Annotated in this window: 20 protein-coding genes and 1 tRNA gene; 14 read left to right on the forward strand and 7 right to left on the reverse strand. The window is 66.5% G+C overall.

The annotated features are described in order from the left end of the window. Positions 1–232: 232 nt before the first annotated feature. Entirely contained in the window at positions 233–961 is a 729-nt protein-coding gene (locus GRI89_RS00350) for a hypothetical protein (protein ID WP_159791291.1), read from the reverse strand. A gap of 248 nt (positions 962–1,209) precedes the next feature. Here GRI89_RS00350 and GRI89_RS00355 point away from each other — a divergent pair, with 248 nt between their 5' ends. Further along, the gene (locus tag GRI89_RS00355; protein WP_328598016.1) at positions 1,210–1,500 is read left to right on the forward strand and encodes a thermonuclease family protein; all 291 of its coding nucleotides are present in this window, start codon (positions 1,210–1,212) and stop codon (positions 1,498–1,500) included. Between the two features lie 139 nt (positions 1,501–1,639). Here GRI89_RS00355 and GRI89_RS00360 read toward each other — a convergent pair. Continuing rightward, positions 1,640–1,715 (reverse strand) — tRNA-Thr (locus GRI89_RS00360). 97 nt (positions 1,716–1,812) lie between these two features. Between GRI89_RS00360 and GRI89_RS00365 the strand changes: the two genes are divergently transcribed. Continuing rightward, positions 1,813–2,802, forward strand: a complete 990-nt coding sequence (locus GRI89_RS00365; RefSeq protein WP_159791292.1) for an MBL fold metallo-hydrolase — start codon at positions 1,813–1,815, stop codon at positions 2,800–2,802. A 177-nt stretch (positions 2,803–2,979) separates the two neighbouring features. Here GRI89_RS00365 and GRI89_RS17880 read toward each other — a convergent pair whose 3' ends face one another. Next, positions 2,980–3,165, reverse strand: a complete 186-nt coding sequence (locus tag GRI89_RS17880; RefSeq protein WP_235912601.1) for a hypothetical protein — start codon at positions 3,163–3,165, stop codon at positions 2,980–2,982. Positions 3,166–3,274: 109 nt separating this feature from the next. On the opposite strand from GRI89_RS17880, the gene GRI89_RS00370 reads away from it, so the two are divergent. Beyond that, positions 3,275–3,451, forward strand: a complete 177-nt coding sequence (locus GRI89_RS00370; protein WP_159791293.1) for a hypothetical protein — start codon at positions 3,275–3,277, stop codon at positions 3,449–3,451. Positions 3,452–3,494: 43 nt separating this feature from the next. Here GRI89_RS00370 and queF read toward each other — a convergent pair whose 3' ends face one another. Next, positions 3,495–3,962 carry a preQ(1) synthase gene (gene queF, locus GRI89_RS00375; protein ID WP_159791294.1) on the reverse strand — a complete coding sequence of 156 codons (468 nt, stop codon included), beginning with the start codon at positions 3,960–3,962 and terminating at the stop codon, positions 3,495–3,497. 111 nt (positions 3,963–4,073) lie between these two features. On the opposite strand from queF, the gene GRI89_RS00380 reads away from it, so the two are divergent. The 11 genes from GRI89_RS00380 to GRI89_RS00430 all read left to right on the forward strand — a co-directional run bounded on the left by GRI89_RS00380 (position 4,074) and on the right by GRI89_RS00430 (position 13,674). After that, positions 4,074–5,261: a hypothetical protein gene (locus GRI89_RS00380; protein ID WP_159791295.1), complete on the forward strand. Its 1,188-nt coding sequence runs from the start codon at positions 4,074–4,076 to the stop codon at positions 5,259–5,261. A gap of 36 nt (positions 5,262–5,297) precedes the next feature. Continuing rightward, the gene (locus GRI89_RS00385) at positions 5,298–6,140 is read left to right on the forward strand and encodes a sulfurtransferase (RefSeq protein ID WP_159791296.1); all 843 of its coding nucleotides are present in this window, start codon (positions 5,298–5,300) and stop codon (positions 6,138–6,140) included. Next, positions 6,092–7,345, forward strand: a complete 1,254-nt coding sequence (gene metC, locus GRI89_RS00390) for a cystathionine beta-lyase (RefSeq protein ID WP_159791297.1) — start codon at positions 6,092–6,094, stop codon at positions 7,343–7,345. The genes GRI89_RS00385 and metC overlap by 49 nt, the downstream gene beginning before the upstream one ends. Then, positions 7,342–8,349, forward strand: coding sequence for a mechanosensitive ion channel family protein (locus tag GRI89_RS00395; protein WP_328598003.1), 1,008 nt, complete (start codon positions 7,342–7,344; stop codon positions 8,347–8,349). The genes metC and GRI89_RS00395 overlap by 4 nt, the downstream gene beginning before the upstream one ends. A gap of 99 nt (positions 8,350–8,448) precedes the next feature. After that, positions 8,449–9,207: a uroporphyrinogen-III C-methyltransferase gene (cobA, locus tag GRI89_RS00400; RefSeq protein ID WP_159791298.1), complete on the forward strand. Its 759-nt coding sequence runs from the start codon at positions 8,449–8,451 to the stop codon at positions 9,205–9,207. Then, positions 9,204–9,500, forward strand: a complete 297-nt coding sequence (locus tag GRI89_RS00405; RefSeq protein WP_159791299.1) for a DUF2849 domain-containing protein — start codon at positions 9,204–9,206, stop codon at positions 9,498–9,500. The genes cobA and GRI89_RS00405 overlap by 4 nt, the downstream gene beginning before the upstream one ends. After that, on the forward strand, positions 9,500–11,134 hold the full coding sequence (locus GRI89_RS00410) for a nitrite/sulfite reductase (protein ID WP_159791436.1): 1,635 nt from the start codon (positions 9,500–9,502) through the stop codon (positions 11,132–11,134). The genes GRI89_RS00405 and GRI89_RS00410 overlap by 1 nt, the downstream gene beginning before the upstream one ends. Further along, positions 11,127–11,579: a DUF934 domain-containing protein gene (locus GRI89_RS00415; protein WP_159791300.1), complete on the forward strand. Its 453-nt coding sequence runs from the start codon at positions 11,127–11,129 to the stop codon at positions 11,577–11,579. Before GRI89_RS00410 ends, GRI89_RS00415 begins: the two co-directional genes overlap by 8 nt. Then, on the forward strand, positions 11,572–12,360 hold the full coding sequence (locus GRI89_RS00420; protein WP_159791301.1) for a phosphoadenylyl-sulfate reductase: 789 nt from the start codon (positions 11,572–11,574) through the stop codon (positions 12,358–12,360). Before GRI89_RS00415 ends, GRI89_RS00420 begins: the two co-directional genes overlap by 8 nt. Positions 12,361–12,455: 95 nt before the next feature. After that, complete coding sequence (locus tag GRI89_RS00425; protein ID WP_159791302.1) at positions 12,456–13,280, forward strand: hypothetical protein; 825 nt, start codon at positions 12,456–12,458, stop codon at positions 13,278–13,280. A 13-nt stretch (positions 13,281–13,293) separates the two neighbouring features. Further along, on the forward strand, positions 13,294–13,674 hold the full coding sequence (locus tag GRI89_RS00430) for a DUF6152 family protein (protein ID WP_159791303.1): 381 nt from the start codon (positions 13,294–13,296) through the stop codon (positions 13,672–13,674). 42 nt (positions 13,675–13,716) lie between these two features. On the opposite strand, the gene GRI89_RS00435 is transcribed toward GRI89_RS00430, so the two are convergent. The 3 genes from GRI89_RS00435 to proB all read right to left on the reverse strand — a co-directional run bounded on the left by GRI89_RS00435 (position 13,717) and on the right by proB (position 16,267). Next, on the reverse strand, positions 13,717–14,127 hold the full coding sequence (locus GRI89_RS00435; RefSeq protein WP_159791304.1) for a hypothetical protein: 411 nt from the start codon (positions 14,125–14,127) through the stop codon (positions 13,717–13,719). A 98-nt stretch (positions 14,128–14,225) separates the two neighbouring features. Further along, positions 14,226–15,134 carry an NAD-dependent epimerase/dehydratase family protein gene (locus GRI89_RS00440; RefSeq protein ID WP_328598004.1) on the reverse strand — a complete coding sequence of 303 codons (909 nt, stop codon included), beginning with the start codon at positions 15,132–15,134 and terminating at the stop codon, positions 14,226–14,228. Beyond that, a complete protein-coding gene (gene proB / locus GRI89_RS17885; RefSeq protein ID WP_159791305.1) occupies positions 15,131–16,267 on the reverse strand; it encodes a glutamate 5-kinase in 1,137 nt (378 codons plus the stop codon). Before proB ends, GRI89_RS00440 begins: the two co-directional genes overlap by 4 nt. Positions 16,268–16,286: the final 19 nt, after the last annotated feature.

Below are 16,286 nucleotides of genomic sequence, written 5' to 3' on the forward strand. Positions count from 1 at the left end.
AGCTTCAGGAAATCGCGCTTATTCATTGTGAGTCTCCTTTCCCTGATCCTTCCAATACACAAAGCCACGTGACGGCCGGCACCTTCCAATTTGCTTCGAACGTATAGAAGCTAGCATGACGTTCCATCGCGGCCGAACTATGTAGGTTGAGCTGTTTCGAAAGCGTCCGCTTTGGGTCGTTTCCCACTTGGCAGCTAAGGGGGGAAAGTGATTTCTTCTTCGAGCCCGATATTTAGCTTACAAACCAGTTGAAGAATGACCGCCAAGGCCTCGTCTGCGCCAAGGTGAACATCGATACCTGCATGGCAAACATAAGTCCTGCGGCGATGAGGAATGGGTTGTGCCTTCCCAGCTTGCGGCGTTCCCATAACCCAAGTGTCAGCAAGACAATGTCCAACAATAGCCATGAACCGACGAGGACCGGGAAAGTCGCCTCCGTGGGAGCCGTGCGGTTGATGATGCGATCTGTCGCTGCAGTGATGATGGGGAACACCGTGCATAGTATATAGCGTGCGTGGAGTGCAGTCCGTTTCCGGTGGATGAGTGCCAGTGTGAAGAAAGCTCCAAAGAGCGCGGCACTGGCCAGGGAAATGAACAGGAAGGGGGGAATCATCGCGACCTGTTCTTCCGGGACGGCTTGATCCGGCCCGACCATGAATATCAACTGCTGCCGGATCAGAAGGACCATGACGGTGAGGATGAAAGCCACAAAGAGCGGCGTTATCCTGCCGATCTGCCGGTGCAGGGATCTATAGCCCTTTCGTATCAACAGCGGTTGAACGACAAGCAGACAGAACCAGAGCGTCATCGAAATCGCATGGACATAGTAGAGCGGAAACTGCTGCCTGGCCTGGGTCATATGAAATGGGCCGGAAAAATATGTCGGCCAGAAACCCCAGATCGCAACTAGGAAAAAGCCAAGAAAGATTAATGCCCCGAAGCGCGAAAGCAGCCCAGTCATAATCTTGCCCCCAAAGACGCTGCTGCGAACCTTAGCATGGGCGGCTAGGTGCTCCAAATCTCCAATGTTTTCAGCTCGAGGCAAATGTCCGCAATGGGGTCGCTAGCGGAAAGTCGGCTTTTAGATCGGCAATCGCGAAAGCGGACCTATTGGCCCTAGTGTCCCTATTGTCCTCGGGGTAGCATCGCCCGGTGCTGCTCGCCGCTCTTAACCTTACGCTCTGCAAGCCCGGTCCCCGTGACAACTGCGTGGTTGATGGGGACGCGTTTTGGATCGCGGGCGAAAAGGTCCGCGTTGCCGACATAGACGCGCCGGAGATTGAGGGCCGGTGCCCTTACGAGCGCCAGCTTGCGGCTCGGGCGCGGGACATGCTGCTTGTCTTACTCAACGCTGGCCCGTTCGCCCTGCGCCGCTCTGGCGCAGATCGCTACGGGCGAACCCAGGCGGTGGTGACTCGGAATGGGCGGTCAATCGGCCCGCGACTCGTCAACGAACACCTTGCTCGCAAGTGGGGCGGGCGTCGCCAGTCGTGGCGTTAATTCGTGCAGAGCCAAAGCGCAAAGGATGCATTAAACACGAACCGGAATTTGCGCTTGGTGATAGCTATGTGATTGCTAGCGCATTTCGGACGCAGGAGAACGCGCCGCGAAAATCGGCCGTAAGTCATTGATAATAGAATGGTGCCGCTTACTGGACTCGAACCAGTGACCCCCTCATTACGAATGAGGTGCTCTACCAACTGAGCTAAAGCGGCGTTCGGCGGCCCCTTATCTGCGTTTGCGCTTGCCCGCAACGGTTCGTGTCGCTTTGTTCGCGTCGAGAACTCGGTTCGCACTTGAGAGGAACCGCGAATGACCAAGCAATGGAAGGTAAACCGCCGTGGGCTGCTCCGCGGAGGCGGCGCTCTTGCCGCCGGGGCAGTGGTGCCATGGGCCGCTGGCGCTGCGGCAGGGGGAACAACGAAGCTCCATATCCTCGGCTCGCGCGCCGGGCCCAGCGTCGGCGGTGGGCAATACCAGACGAGCTACGCGGTGACCGTCGGCGACGCGCTCTACATGGTCGACTGCGGTTATGGCGCGACCGAGCAGCTGGTCCGCGCCGGGCTGCGTCCGCAGGACCTGCGCGACCTGTTCATTACCCACCACCATCCCGACCACAACATCGAGCTCGGCACGCTGATCTACTTCGCCTGGTATGCGGGGCTGGTGAAGCCGCTCGGCATCTACGGACCACCGCCGGTCAAGGCGATGACCCAGTCGTACCTCGCAGCGCTCAAGCCGGACATCGACATCTGGCTCGACGATATCGGCCACCCGCCGCTCGGCCCGATCGACGTGACCGAACTGAGCAGGCCGCAGGACGTCATGGACGATGGCACGGTCAAGGTGACCTGCACCGTGGTCAATCACCCGCCCGTAGTGCCCGCCCTTGGCTATCGCTTCGACACGCCCGACCGCTCGATCGCCTTCTCCGGCGATACCACCCCTGTCCCGGCCATGGTCGAACTGGCGCGCGGCGCCGACGTGCTGGTGCACGAGGCGATCTACACCGACGACAATGTCACCGCGAACCGCAGCGGCAACGGCGATGCGCGGGTCGATTCGGGCGAATCGGGATCGGCGATCGCCGGCGACGCACAGAAGCTGCTCGACCACGTGCTCGGTTCGCACACCAAGGCCGAGGATGCGGGACGTATCGCCGCCGAGGCCGGGGTCAAGACGTTGGTGCTGGCGCACACCGTCTCGCTCGTGCCCGGTGTCACCGACGGAATGTGGATCGCCGCGGCGCGCAAGCACTTCGACGGCGAAGTGATCTACGCCCACGACCTGATGGTGATCTGAAACCGGATGAAAATGGAGGCCCGAGCCGCCGTCAGACCTTATTGAAAAGGCGAAGGAAAAGCGCGGATTTCGCGGTCGCCATTCGTTACTCCATCTCTCTCTCGGGTTCGCGAGCCGAGTGTTAGCATCGTTATTTCGACAAGAGGCAATGAGAAGTGCGCCGCGTCAACCAATCAACTAGGTGTCGCGGAAATCTCGCAATGCCTTCAACTTGGCAAATAGCCTGCCACACTTGCGCTCAAAGCCGAAATGCCCGGATTTGAGTGCTCGATTGACGAGTCGGCGGCAATGCTGAACGCTCATTCTTAACTCATATGCAATCTGGCAAGGAGTGAGCCACTCTTCCTGCTGAAATTCGTACATCGGCAAGGTACGAACTCAGGAGCATACTTTCACAATCTATTCCTATCACTATCGGCTCGGACCTATTTGCCCCGAATGTGCGGTTCACGGCGGCCACCGGATCATCTTCATGGAAGATGGCCGCTACGTGGGACAATACAGGTCGGATTTCTCCACGGTTACAATTGAGAATGGAAAGCTGGTGTTCAAGTTGTCCCATGAGGACCCGGTGACGGCAGCATTCACGCCTGACGGTTTGCCGGACGAACTCTTGGTCGATGGCGGGTTGTTGAACTTCTTCAAATAAAACGTCCGCCAAAAGAGGGGTGGCAGCTATCAGGGCGTGTCCCTCAGCCCCGCCCGCGATACCCCGCGACCCCTTGGTGCGGCACCCACAGCCCCTCCGGCAAAGGACCGCTCTGCCAAAACACGTCAATCGGGATGCCGCCGCGGGGGTACCAGTAGCCGCCGATGCGGAGCCATTTCGGCTTCATCTCGTCGGCGAGGCGCTGGCCGATGCCGACTGTGACGTCCTCGTGGAACCCGGCGTGGTTGCGAAAGGAGCCGAGAAACAGCTTGAGGCTCTTGCTTTCGACGATGGTCTCGCCGGGCGCGTAGTCGATGACGAGGTGGGCGAAGTCGGGTTGGCCGGTGACCGGGCACAGGCTGGTGAACTCGGGCGCGGCGAAGCGGACGCAGTAGAGCGAGCCCTTGCGCGGATTGGGAACGTAGTCGAGTTGCGCCTCGTCCGGCGATGCGGGCAGAGCGCTCTGGCGGCCGAGGTGGAGCGGGGCTCCGGTGACGTCTGTGTCGGTCATGCCACACCTGATGACGCTTCGCGGCGACGAGTTCAAGCGGGCGCGCGTTGACGCGCGAAATTCAGGGGCTATTCACGGCGCCCCGCCTCTTCGCGGGCAATCGCACAGCCCATGACCAGACACGCCTTACTCCTTGCCGGCATCGCCGCGCTGACCGCCGTTCCGGCGAACGCCTCGGTGAGCGATTTCCGCCTCCCCACCGGCCCCACGCCGACACCCACGTCGCGGGCCGAAGGGCCGCTCGATCCCGACCTCCCGCTACCGGTCCAGAGGCCATCGCCCACACCGACCCCGGCGCCGCGCCCGACGCCCACGATCCGCCCGGCCCCGACCACCGGAGCGACCTCGGCCCCCGTGATCCAGCAGTTGCCGGCACAGCCTTCGCCCACACCGACGCCGCAGGCAACGCCGAGCCGGGCCGCACAGCTCGGTCGCGCTCCGACCCCCGTAACACCTTCTGCGACACCCTCCCCGACCCCATCGCCGACGACCGAGAGTGGCGTCGAGGCTCGGCCGGTTCCGGCGTTCACGCCTACGACGAGCGCCACTCCGGCTCCCGCCCCTGTCGAAGCCGACGAGACCGGCGACGGCCTGCCGTGGGGATGGATCGGGGCGCTGGCCGCCCTGCTCGTGCTCGGCGGCGGCATCGCGCTGTGGCTCCGGCGTCCCCGCGGGCCGCGCGGGACGGTGCTGATCGTCCCCGAAATCGAAAAGCCGCGTGTTCCTGCAAAGCCGGCTGAACCGGCGACCGGCGACCTGCCGGAACCGACGTTCGCGGCGCCCGTCCAGCCCCAGCCGATCGCCGAGCCTGAGCCCGCAGGAAACGCCGCCGAACATCCGCTGCACATCCTGATCCAGCCGGTCAAGCTGACCCAGACCGTGATGAACATGACGCTGGCCTACCGTCTCGAGCTGACCAACCGCGGCACCGCACCCTTTACGAACCTTGCCGTCTCGGGCGACCTGGTCGGTGCCCACGCCTCGCTGCCGCGCGAGGAGCTGCTGGCCGGTCCCGACACCGTCCTGCCCGAAAAGCACCGCGTCGCCGCGCTCGCGCCGGGCGAGACGATCGAACTCAAGGGCGACCTGCGGGTAGCGCTGGCGAGCGTCGTCCCGATCCGGCAGGGCGCGGCGGTCATCTTCGTCCCGCTGGCGCGCTTCCGCGCCTCCTCCGACGGCGAAGCGCCGCGCTGCTTCACCGTCGCGGTGGGCGAGCCGGCGGCGAGCGGGGCGATCCAGCCGTTCCGGCTCGACCTCGGCCTGCGCTCGGTCGAAGGACTGGGCGGGCGAGCCTTCTAGCTGGACGCCAGCACGCGCATTTCCTACCCACGGGGCATGGATAGCCTCGTCTCTACCGCATGGCTGGCCGAGCACCTCGGCGAACCCGGCCTCGTCGTGCTCGACGCCTCGGCACACCTGCCCGATGCCGGGCGCGACCCGCGTGCCGAGTTCGAAGCCGCGCATATTCCCGGCGCCCGTTTTCTCGACCTGCCGACGCTGGTCGATCCGGAGAGCGCGGTCCCCTCTGCCGTTCCGACTGCGACGCAGTTCGCCGCGCGCATGGCGGCGCTGGGCGTGAACACCGGCGACCGGCTCGTGGTTTACGACGACAGCGCAGTGAAGACCTCGGCGCGCGCCTGGTTCATCGCCCGCCTCCACGGCGCGGAGGTGGCGATCCTCGACGGCGGCCTCGGCAAGTGGCGCTCCGAAGGGCGCGCGGTGGAAAGCGGGATGCCCGATCTCTCTCCCGGCACCTTCGAACCCGCACCGGGTCCGGGCACGGTCCGCATGAAGGCGGAAATGCTCGCCAACCTCGGGCGCAAGGCCGAACAGGTCGTCGATGCGCGCGGCCGCGGGCGCTTCACCGGCGAGGTCGAGGACTTCCGCCCGGGCGTGGCCAGCGGGCACATTCCCGGCTCGCGCAACCTGCCGTTCGACCTCCTGCTCTATCCCGACGGGACCATGGCCGACGACAAGGACCTGCGACGCGCCTTCGCCCACGCGGGCGTCGACCTCGCCAAGCCGATCGTCACCACCTGCGGCGGCGGCGTGACCGCCTGCGTGCTGCTCTTCGCCCTCGACCGGCTCGGCAAGGGCGACGTCGCGCTCTACGACGGCAGCTGGAGCGAATGGGCCGCCGACCCGGGCACGCCCAAGGAACTGGGGCCGGCGGCTTGAGCGCTCCCGACGATCCAAAGCACCGTCCCGCAACCCGCCTCGTCGAGGCAGGGCGGCGCAAGGAATGGACCGGATCGGTGGTCAATCCGCCGGTCTGGCGGGCGAGCACGCATCTCTACGAAGACAGCGCCGATCTTGCCAAAGGCCGGCCCAACGAGGACGGGCACTTCTACTACGGGCGGCGCGGGTCGCCGACGCAGTGGTCGCTGGCGGAGGCGCTGACCGAGCTCGAACCGGGCGCGGAAGGCACCGTGCTCTATCCCAGCGGCGTCGCCGCCATCGCCGGGGCACTGCTCGCGGTGCTCAAGAGCGGCGACGTCCTGCTGATGACCGACAACGCCTACGAACCGAGCCGGGTCATGGCCAAGAGCCTGCTTGCCGACCTCGGCGTCGAGGTGCGCTTCTTCGACCCGCTCGACCGCGAAGGCTTCCCGGCTGCATTCTGCGAGCGCACCGCGGCGGTGTTGCTCGAAAGCCCCGGCAGCCTGACGATGGAGGTCTGCGACATTCCGGCGCTGGCAGCCATCGCCCGCGAGAAGGGCGCGGTCAGCCTGCTCGACAACACCTGGGCCTCGCCGCTCGGGTTCGCGGCGCTCGGGCACGGCTGCGACATATCGATCATGAGCCTGACCAAGCATGTCGGCGGCCATTCGGACCTGATGATGGGCTCGGCCGCGGCGGCGGGCTCGCATTACCGCAAGCTGCGCATCAAGGCGCAGGCGCTCGGAACCGTGGTCTCGCCCGACGATGCAGCGCTGGCGCTGCGGGGCCTGCGCACGATGGGCGTGCGGCTCGATCGCTCCACCGCCACGGCGCTGCGGCTCGCCGAGTGGCTCGCCGGGCGCGACGAGGTGGCGCACGTGCTGTGCCCGATGCTGCCCGGCGCCCCCGGCCACGAGCTGTGGCGTCGCGACTTCACCGGAGGCTGCGGGCTGTTCAGTTTCGTCCTCAAGGGTCGCGATGCGGCCGCGCGGGCGCGCTTCGTCGATGCGCTCGACCTGTTCGGCATCGGTTATTCGTGGGGCGGGTTCGAAAGCCTCGTCGTGCCCTTCGATGCCGGGCGTGTGCGCACCGCCAGCGCCTGGCCGCCCGCCGGATGGGGGGTTGAGGACCGCCTCGGCATTCGCCTATCGATAGGACTGGAGGCTGCGGAGGATCTGATGGGCGATCTCGACAAGGCGTTTGCCGCGATGGATGCCGCGTGATCGGAGCAGCGCCCACGCCGGCACCGACCGGAACCGACGTGCTGCAGGGCGCGGAAACCCTCAAGGACACCGTTTCACAGCACAACGGCACGGTGGGCGACATCGTCCAGCAGCTCGACGCGATCGGCTTCACCGTGGCCGAAACGCGATTTTCGGTATGGAGCGTGCTGGTCGTCATGATGGTCGTGGTCGGCGTGCTCATCGCGGCGCGCATCGGCACGTGGATGGCGAAGAAGTCCTTTGCCCGCTTCCATCGCCTCGACCCGTCGCAGCGGCTGCTCGGTGAGAAGCTGGTCAGCATCGCCGTCTGGGCCATGGCGATCCTCATCGGCATCGACGTCCTCGGCATCGACCTGACCGCGCTGACCGTGTTCTCCGGCGCCTTCGGCCTCGCCATCGGCTTCGGCCTGCAGAAGACCTTCGGTAACCTGATCGCCGGGATCATCCTGCTGATGGACCGTTCGATCAAGCCAGGCGACGTCATCGCCATCGCCGACCAGGCCGGCAACGAGACCTTCGGGCAGATCCGCAAGATCGGCATTCGAGCGGTCTCGGTCACCACCCGCGACGAGCGCGAATACCTGATCCCGAACGAGAACCTGATGATCAACCAGGTCGAGAACTGGTCCTATTCGAGCCGCCAGGTGCGCATGCAGGTGCCCGTCGGAGTGGGGTACCACTGCGACCTGCGCAAGGCCGAGGCGCTGATGCTGGAGGCCGCCGCCGCATCCAAGCGGGTCCTCAAGAAGCCGGAACCAAGCGTCTGGCTGAAGGAATACGGCGAGAGTTCGGTCAACTTCATCATCCACTGCTGGATCGTCGATCCGGAGGAAGGCGTGGGCAATGTCCGCTCCGAAGTGCTTATGAAACTGTGGGACCTGTTCCAGGAAAACGACATCGAGATCCCCTTCCCGCAGCGCGACATCAACCTGCGCGACAACGCGCAATTCCAGCAGCTTGTCGCCGCGATCGCCCAGCGGATGGACCAGCCGAAGGACGGCTGAACCGCCCCGTACATCTGCAAGAGCTGCTGAAAGAACGCCTAGTCGGCTGGCAACGCATTCTCGCTGGCGACTTGGCCCGTCCGACCGCATTTTGGCGCCATGGAAAATGTCGGTACCGTATTTCTCGTGGGCGCAGGCCCCGGCGATCCTGACCTGCTCACGGTCCGCGCTGCGCGGCTCGTCGCGAGCACGCGGCTGATCGTGCATGACGGGCTGGTCGATCCGGCCATCCTCGCCCTCGCCGCACCGGATGCCGAGCTGGTTTCGGTCGCCAAGCAGCGCGCCCGCCACACCCTGCCGCAGGACGCGATCAACGACCTGCTCGTGCGCGAGGCGCTTGCCGGGCGCGACGTGGTGCGGCTCAAGGGCGGCGATCCCTATGTCTTCGGGCGTGGCGGGGAAGAGGCCGAAGCCTGCCGCGCCGCCGGGGTTCCTGTCGAAGTGGTCCCTGGCATCAGCGCCGCCAACGGCGCCGCCGCCGCGGCGCAGATCCCGCTGACCCGCCGCGACGCCGCCAGCGTCGTCAGTTTCGTCGCCGGGCAGTGCAAGGGCCTGTCGGAGCAGGACTGGGCCGGGCTCGCCGGCAAGGGCCGCACGCTGGTCATCTACATGGGCGTGAAGACCGCGCCGCAGATTTCCGAGAAGCTCATGGCTGACGGCCTCGCCCCCGACATGCCGCTGGCGGTGATCGAGAACGCCTGCCGCCCGCAGATGCGCGTGCTGCGCGCGCCGCTCGCCGGCCTTGCCGACCTCGTCGAGCGCGCGAAGGTGCGGAGCCCGGCATTGATCGTGATCGGCGAAGTGGCAGCTCGCGAAGATGCCGCGCTGGCCTGTCTCGCCGCGGAGGCACAGCAATGAAGATCGTCACCGGCAACGACCTCAAGACCGGCGCGGTCACCTGGTGGACCGGCGTCGACTGGTCGCTTTACGTTGACGACGCCGTCGATGTGGCCGAGCAGGGCGAAGCCATTGCCGCACGCGAGGAAGCGGCGCGGCGCGTCAACGCTCCCTATGTCATCGAGGCGGACAAGACCGCCGACGGCGTGCGTCCAGCGCACATCAAGGACCGCATCCGCGCGCTCGGACCGACCGTGCGGATGGACCTGACGCTCAAGCCCGCCGACCCTGAATCCCGCGATTGGGTGATCTGATGTACCAGTACGACAAATACGACCAGGCGATGGTCGATGCGCGCGTCGCAGAATACCGCGACCAGGTGCGCCGCCGCCTCGAAGGCAAGCTGACCGAGGACCAGTTCAAGCCGTTGCGGCTGCAGAACGGGCTCTACCTGCAGCTCCACGCCTACATGCTGCGCGTCGCGGTGCCCTACGGCACGCTCAACGCGCGGCAGATGCACAAGCTGGCCGACATCGCCGACAAGTACGACCGCGGTTACGGGCATTTCACCACCCGGCAGAACATCCAGTACAACTGGATCAAGCTGGAAGAGACGCCCGACCTGCTCGCCGAGCTCGCCAGCGTCGAGATGCATGCCATCCAGACCAGCGGAAACTGCATCCGCAACATCAGCTCCGACCATTACGCCGGCGCCGCGGCCGACGAGCTTGTCGACCCGCGCCCCTATGCCGAGCTGTTGCGTCAGTGGTCGAGCTTCCACCCCGAATTCCTGCACCTGCCGCGCAAGTTCAAGATTGCGGTGATCGCCAGCGAGACCGACCGTGCGGCGATGCGCCTGCACGACATCGGCATCCGTATCGTGCGCAATGACGCGGGCGAAGTGGGCGCGGCGTTCTACGTCGGCGGCGGCATGGGCCGCACGCCGATGATCGCGCCGTGCATCCGCGAGTTCGTGCCGCTTGACCAGCTGGTGACCTATTCCGAGGCCTGCCTCAGGGTCTACAACCGCCACGGCCGGCGCGACAACAAGTACAAGGCGCGGATCAAGATCCTCGTCCACGAACTCGGCGCCGAGGAATACGCGCGCCAGGTCGAGGAGGAATTCGCCCACCTGCTGACGCAGGGCATCGAACCGCCTCTGGCCGAGCTCGAGCGCATCGGTGCGTACTTCGCCGATCCGCCGTTCGAGACGGGCGCGAGCGACACGCTCGACCTGTCCGACCCCGATTTCGCACTGTGGGTCGAACGCAACTGCCATGCCCACAAGCAGCCCGGCTACATCAGCGCCACGATCAGCCTCAAGCCGGTCGGCGGCATTCCCGGCGACGCCTCGGCCGAGCAGATGCACCTGATGGCCCAGATCGCCGAACTCTACAGCTTCGACGAAATGCGCGTGACCCATGCGCAGAACATCGTCCTGCCGCACATCCGCAAGGCCGACCTCTACGCGGTCTGGCAGCAGCTCGACGAAGCGGGGCTCGGCACCGCCAACCTCGACGGCATCGGCGATATCATCGCCTGCCCGGGGCTCGACTATTGCAGTCTCGCCAACGCCCGCTCGATCCCGGTGGCGCAGAAGATCTCCGAGCGCTTCGCCGCCAATGGCAAGGGCGACACGCTGGGGGAACTCAAACTGAAGATCAGCGGCTGCATCAACGCCTGCGGGCACCACCACGCCGGCCACATCGGCATCCTCGGCGTCGACCGCAAGGGCACCGAGAACTACCAGCTGCTGCTCGGCGGCAGCGAGGCGGCGGATACCTCGCTCGGCAAGATCACCGGCCCCGGCTTCGACGAGGACGGCATCGTCAACGCGGTTGAAACCGCCGCCGATGTCTACCTGCGCGAACGCCAGGAGGGCGAGCGCTTCCTCGACACATACCGCCGGATCGGCATGGAACCGTTCAAGGAGGCGCTCTATGGCTGATCTCGCAACTCCGGGCCCCGACGCGGTCCAGTTCCGCTTCCGCGACGACGAACCGGTCGACCACGCTGCGGTGACGGTCGATGCCTTCCTCGACCAGTCGAACGCCAGCGCGGTGCGCATCGAGCCGGGCGACGACGCCCGCGCGATCCTGCCACACATCGAGCAGTTGCGGCTTGTCGAGGTCAACTTCCCTGGCTTCATGGACGGCCGCGGCTATTCCTCGGCACGCATCCTGCGCGAGGCCGGCTACACCGGCGAACTGCGCGCGGTGGGCGATGTCCTCATCGACCAGCTCGCCATCATGCGCCGCTGCGGCTTCGACAGCTTCCAGCCGGACCGTGCGCTCGACGAGGGCGACGCGCAGCGCGCCTTCACCACCTGGCCGGAAGTCTACCAGGCCGCGGCCGACGACCGCGCGCCGATCTGGGCGAAACGGCATGGCTAGCCGCCCGAAGGAAAGAACCATCGACCGCATCGAAACCGGACCGGCCTTTACCCAGGCCGACGCCGACGCGCTCAACGCCCGCTTCGCCGGCGTCGACGCGGCGACGATGCTGCGCGAGGTGCTGGCCGAGGGCCTGCTCGGTCGCGTGGCGGTGGTCTCCTCGTTCGGGACCGAAAGCGCGGTGCTGCTCCATCTCGTCGCGAAGGCCGATCCCGCTACCCCGGTGATCTTCGTCGATACGTTGAAGATGTTCCCCGAAACGCTGGCCTACCGCGACACACTGGTCGAGCATCTCGGCCTGACCAACAGTTCGGTCGTCACCCCCGACCCGGCGGTCCTCGCCGCGAAGGACGAGAACGGCCTGCGCTGGTCCTATGACCCCGACGGCTGCTGCGCGATCCGCAAGGTCGAGCCGCTGGCCCGCGCCAAGCGCGGCCTCGACAGCTGGATTTCGGGCCGCAAGGCGTTTCAGTCGGTGACCCGCGAGAACCTGCCGCGCTTCGAGGTCGAGGACGGCCGGCTCAAGCTCAATCCGCTCGGCGACTGGGTCAAGGGCGACCTCGACGCCTGGTTCGAGGAGCACGACCTGCCCCGTCATCCGCTCGAGGCCGAAGGGTTCCTCTCGGTCGGCTGCTCGCCATGCACCAGCAAGGTCCTGCCGGGCGAGGACGCCCGCGCTGGCCGCTGGCGCGGTTGGGACAAGACCGAATGCGGCATCCACGGCGTGCCCGAAGCCACTCCCGAGGGCGACCTGCCTCCGGGATACGAGCCGTTCCTCTGACGGGTCTCTGGCGGCTCCGGCGAGGGACGAAGGCAATCAGCTTCCCGGCTACGTGCCGCTTTCTGATTTCACGAGTTCCGTGCTAGCCTCGCCCAATGCGTAGGGGTTGGGCACTGTTTTCGATCGGATTGGCTTTGCTTGCCGGTCCGGCCTGCGTGCAGGCGCAGGACAACGAGATCGTGCCTGCGCCCACCGCCGCGCAATGGGCAGCCATCGCCGACCTGCCCGATTTCAGCGGCACCTGGCTTCCCGACATCGGCGACCAGAAGCGGCAGGAACAGGGCCCGGATTCGCCGCCGTGGAAGCCCGATGTGCAGAAGCAGGTCGATCACTGGTTCGCCGAGGAAGACGCCGGCCGGCCGCGCGGCCTGCTGGTCGATTGCCTGCCTCACGGCATGCCCTCGCTGATGCTGATTACCCACAACGCGATCGAGTTCCTCGTCACCCCGGGACGCGTGACGGTGCTCGGCGAAGTCGACGGCAACCGCTTGCGCCGCATCCACACCGACGGGCGCTCCATGCCCGAGGATCCCGATCCCAGCTTCGACGGCTATTCGGTCGGGCATTGGGAAGGTGACGCGCTGATGGTCGAAACCACCGCCATCCTGCCGCAAACCTATCTCGCGGTTAGCGAAGCGGTCGGCATTCCCAGCAACGGCGGCATGACCGTCAGCGAGCGGATCCACCTGATCGCGCCCGATACCATGGCGGTCGACATGGAAATCACCGCGCCCGAGCTGCTAACCCGCCCGTGGAAGACGCGCCGCATCTACAACCGGTCGCGCGACCGCATCGACGAAATCCAGGAAGGCGTCTGCCGCCAGGGCGATTTCCACGAGGACACCGACGAATACGGCAACGCGATCTACGTGCCGACCACCAGTTCCGACGACGGAAACCTGCTGCCGCCGGGTTCATGACAGGAGTGCCGCCATGCCCCGTAACCGCCTAGCCGCCTCCGCCGCGATCCTCTGCGCCGCCGCGGCGCTGCTCCCGGCAGCCCCGGCCCCGGCCCATCATAGTTTCGCGATGTTCGATTCCGGCCGCCCGGTCACGCTGACCGGCACGGTCAAGGAGTTCCGTTGGGTCAATCCGCACTCGGCGATTTTCGTCCAGGTCGACGGTTCCACCGACCCCGATAAGCTCTGGGCGGTCGAACTGACCAGCCCGAGCAACCTCCGGCGGCAAGGCTGGACGCGCACTTCGCTTCAGCCCGGCGACCGGGTCTCGGTAGAGATTGCCCCCTTGCGCGACGGCAAGCACGGCGGCGGCTTTCGCAGCCTGACGAAGCTCGATACCGGCGAGAAGCTCTAGACCCTCCGGCGGCGCGGTTCGCCACCGGAGGGCGTATCCGGTTCAGCCTTCGAGGCGGACAACCGTGGCGACGTCACCGGTGTCCGGGTCGGTCGAGGTGTAGACCCCGTTTTCGTCGACCTTTTCAGTATAGCACTTCTGGACTGAGCCCTCTTTATCCGAGGTCTCACAATAGAACTCGGGTGACCGCTGCACCCACTTTCCGGTGTCGGCCACAGCGCCATCCGGGCCGACCGCAGAATAGGTCCCGTCTGGCTTCACATCGACAGTGATCTTGTTGCCGTCAGCCATCGTCACCTCGAAACTGCCGGTCGACGGCTTCCCGTCGGCGGCGAGCGTCATCGCCTCCGTAGTGGGCGTCGCTTCGGGCGTGGCGTTGGTGTCGGGGGCGGCCGACTGGTCGGAACAGGCGGCAATGGCCGCCAGCGCGGCTACAAGCATGATCTTCTTCACGGGCATTCCCCTGGTCGTGAGCGCGGTCGTTGCCGCCGGATGGAGTCGCGTACCCGCCGCATTCCTATGCCGATCCGCCCTTTCTGCCAAACAAACAGTCAGAGCCAGCCGTGCTTGCGATACCAGGCCGCGGTCGCCTTCATTCCCTCGCGCGTCGGGACCTGCGCTTCCCACAGGTCCGCGGGAGGATGCAGTTTGGGGCTGCTGACCCAGTCCGGGTGCGCCATGTAGCCCACCCGATCGAGGGTGAGCTTGGCCTTGCGGCCGCGAAGTGCCTTGTCGAGCCTGGCCATCCTCTCGAGCGCCGGCTTCGACAGGTGCGGGACCCACGGCCGCCGCCCGACTGCCCATCCGATGGTGCGGGCGAGCTCACGGTGGCTCCAGCCCTCATCTCGTCCGTCGTCGGGTTCGAAGACCTTGTGCGTCACCTCTTCCCCGCCAGGGACGAGGGCGAGGAGCAGGCGGGCGAGGTCGCGGACGTGGATCAGGCTCGTCCGGCCCGGCGGCGGCATCGGCAGGACGCCCCAACGCGCCGCCTTGAACATGTCGAGCATTTCGCGGTCGTGCGGACCGTAGATTGCCGGCGGGCGGACGATAGACCAGTCGAGACCGCTGGCCATGACCAGCTTTTCGGCATGGCGCTTGCTCTCGCCGTAGCGCGACAGCTGCGGCTCGCGCGCGGCGAGCGAGGAGACGAAGACGAACCGCGGCACCCCTTCGGCGAGGGCCTGCTCGACCAGCTTCATCGTGCCCTCGACGTTGCCGAGGTGGAAGCCATGCGGATCGGGCGCGTTGACCACGCCCGCGACGTGGATCACCGCCTCGGCCCCGTCGACCAACTCGGCCAGCGCAGTGCGATCGCCGAGGTGGCCGCGAACCCATTCGACACCGGGCGCGGGCGGCTGCTTGCTTCGGGTCAGTGCGCGGACCGGCAGGTTCTCGCGTGCAGCTTCCTCGAGCAGGGCATGGCCGACGAAACCGGTTGCCCCGGTGACGGCTATCGTCACAGCAGCACCAGCTGGTCGCGATGGATTACCGCAGTGCGCGGGGCATAGCCGAGCAGCGCCTCGATCTCGTCGCTGCGGCGGCCCCTGATGCGGGCGATTTCCTCGGAGGAGTATTCGACCAGTCCCTGCGCCAGCGGGCGTCCGTTCGCGTCGCGCACCCCGACCGGGTCGCCGCGCCCGAACGCGCCCTCGACGGCAGCAATACCGGCCGCGAGCAGGCTGCCGCCGCGCAGCAGCGCCGCCGCACAGCCGGCATCGACCACGAGCGTCCCGTGCATTCGCTGCCGGCCGCCGAGCCAGGCCTTGCGCGCGGTGTCGCTGCGCTTGGGCAGGAAAAGGGTTCCGATGCCGTCGCCGCCAAGGGCGCGGGCCAGCGGCGCGTCGTGCGTGCCGTTGACGATCGCCAGCGCGATCCCGGCGCGCTCGGCGATCTCGGCCGCCTGCAGCTTGGAGGTCATCCCGCCCGAGCCCATGCCAGACCCGGAGGCGCGGCTGGCCATGGCATGGATTTCGTCGGTCACCCCGTCGACCCGGGGCAACAGTTCGGCTCCTTCGGCCTTGGGATCGCGGTCGTAGAGCCCATCGACGTCGGACAGCAGCACCACGGCGCTGGCCCCCGCCGCCTGCGCCACGCGCGCCGCCAGCCGGTCGTTGTCGCCGAAGCGGATTTCCTCGGTCGCGACCGAATCGTTCTCGTTGACGACTGGCACCACGCCCTTGCCGAGCAGCGTCCCGAAGGTCGCGGCAGCATTGAGGTAGCGGCGGCGGTCCTCGAGGTCCTCGATGGTCACGAGAAGCTGCGCGGCAGTCAGGTCGCTGGCACCAAGCTTGTCGGCCCAGAGCGAGGCGAGCGCGATCTGCCCGACGGCGGCTGCCGCCTGCGCATCGGCGAGGCTGCCGCGGCCGCCACCCGCAAGCCCGAGCTTCGCCGCGCCGAGCGCAATCGCGCCCGAACTGACGACGACGACATCCTGCCCGCGCCCGCGCGCCGCGGCGATCTCGGCAGCAAGGATTTCGAGCCAGGCCTCGCGCACCGCGCGGTCCTTGCCGACAAGCAACGACGAGCCGACCTTGAGCACAAGGCGCGGCACCGCGGCGGCATCGGTCAGGTCTGAAAGGCGCTCGATAGGCATAGCGCGCTGGGGATTAGCG

The organism is Croceibacterium salegens (genome assembly GCF_009827435.1).
Classification (GTDB): domain Bacteria; phylum Pseudomonadota; class Alphaproteobacteria; order Sphingomonadales; family Sphingomonadaceae; genus Croceibacterium_B; species Croceibacterium_B salegens.